Consider the following 2107-nt stretch of genomic DNA (forward strand, 5'->3'; position numbering starts at 1 on the left):
GCTCTTTGTTGTTGCTTCTGCCATATATGCAATTAATATTCCGTCACTATATAGCTTACCTTTTTGAATATATTCCATATTATTGCCCTTCCTGATGTTCTATGTTTAATATTAATATTTATTTTTTAAATTTTACTAACTAAAACATATCTATTTTACTTTTCAAATCTACTGCAAAATATCTCGACAGTCTTAAATTTAGGATTTTTATATACTTTACATAAATGTTTACATATTTTACATTTTTTTATAATTTTATAAGTTTTACTCAAATTTAAATTCCTCTCTAAAAATCATATTTACTATTTACTTATTTTAATAATCTGTTCACTCTAATTTTTATATTAGACTTTGCTCTAACTATATGTATATCTAAATTAATATTATTATTTTCTGTGATTTCCTTAGCTGGTTTAGTTATAAATCTATTGATAAAGTTATAGTCATCTATTACTGAATTCTCACCTAATATATTCCTTAAATTTTCAATTTTCATAGTTATTACACCTTCGCTCCCCCTAAGAATTGTTAAAGCATATAAATATAAATTCATCTGATATTTATTTTCTAAGTTTAAAATATCTTCAAAGTCAATTCTACAAAAAGGCATTGTTCTTATATTTTCAAATAGTCTTATCGCATCGTCATTAAATTCTATATGGATTGATTTATTTTTTCTATCAATAGTAACACCTTTATATACAAATAAAATATATGTCTCATCCTCAAATTCATTATTTATTATCATAGATGAGTTATTTGAAATATTTTTTATTATATTGTTTAATGTCTTTGTTTCAATTCGTTTACATCCAAACAATATAGTAAGTTCATCAAATGATATTGATATATTTAATAAATCATCTATAGATATTAAATCCTCAATATCCTCATATGTTTTATTGCTACTTTTAAGAATTGCTTGTATTTTTATATCTAATTTACCGTAACTATAATAAAAAAATTTATTGCTATTAAATGTTAATTCTCGATATTGCTGCAATACTTGTCTAAGCATATTTATATTTTTTAAATTTATTTTATTCATGCAAAAAATCTCCTTAATAATAATGAAAAATCACATGCTAGTTTTGTATAAAACTAGTATATTATTATAATACTTTATTAAAATATGTATGGCAATCTTTATAACATTTGATATTACTTATATATATCTCTTTTTATCTAACAGTAAATCGCAATTTCATAACAGTAAATCGCAATTTTTCTAACAGTAAATCGCATATAAACCAAATAAAAACAATAAAAAAGAAGCTTAATTGATGTTTTTATAAGCTTCAAAGTATTAATATCTAACTCATATTAAATAGTAGTATTTTATAAATAAATACTACTATATTTTAATAAATTTCTTTTTTTATATCTTGAATAGTTCTAGTACTACATTTATATTTTATTGAGCATTTTTTAATTGATAAACCACTTTGTAAATCTAGTAATATTTCTTGTTGTTGCTCTTTATTAAATCTCTTTTTCTTCTTTCCTCTTTTGACTAAATAATAGTCCTCACTTGTAAATTGTTTAAATGGTATATTATTCTTTTCTAATTCATGTATATACTTTTTTTCAACTACTACAATATAATTATTTAATTCTATTACTTTGTTACCAATTTCCCCTATTTTAACATTATCTATATTTAAATTTAATTTACTCATTCTGTTGACCTTCCTTCTTTTTATCTATGATTTTCTATGTATTCTTTTAATGCCATTGATACCAAATCAATTTTCTTAAATTCTTTTTGCTCTTTAGTAAACTCATTAAATTGTTTTAGTATCTCTTTGTTTACTCTAAAAGAAGTTAATTCACTTTCGGCTTTGGGTAAATCAATTATTATTTTACTTTGTAATATATTTGAATTACTTTTGTATAACTCTATCATTTGCATTAATGTTTCATACTCATTTGTTATATTAATTATTTTATTATTAACGTCTGTATTACTGTTGTTATACATTTCCAAATCATTATTATTTATACTCTTTAGGCTCTTTGTATTACTTTGTACTACGTCTGTATTATTGATATGCTTTATATATTGATTTAACTGCTTATTATATTTATATCCTATCTTCTTAAATCT

The 2107-nt window shown here is 21.4% G+C and carries 3 protein-coding genes; all 3 read right to left on the minus strand.

The window, feature by feature from the left end; all coding sequences use genetic code 11:
- Window positions 1-310: 310 nt before the first annotated feature.
- A complete protein-coding gene (locus CHF27_RS13605; RefSeq protein WP_115976341.1) occupies window positions 311-1048 on the minus strand; it encodes a replication initiation protein in 738 nt (245 codons plus the stop codon).
- Between the two features lie 313 nt (window positions 1049-1361).
- Complete coding sequence (locus tag CHF27_RS13610; protein WP_243445026.1) at window positions 1362-1679, minus strand: helix-turn-helix domain containing protein; 318 nt, start codon at window positions 1677-1679, stop codon at window positions 1362-1364.
- A 20-nt stretch (window positions 1680-1699) separates the two neighbouring features.
- Window positions 1700-2107: hypothetical protein (locus tag CHF27_RS14325; protein ID WP_115976343.1), on the minus strand; the 408-nt coding region annotated here is incomplete at its 5' end.

This window comes from Romboutsia maritimum (assembly GCF_002251085.2).
In the GTDB taxonomy this organism is placed as follows: Bacteria; Bacillota; Clostridia; order Peptostreptococcales; family Peptostreptococcaceae; genus Romboutsia_B; species Romboutsia_B maritimum.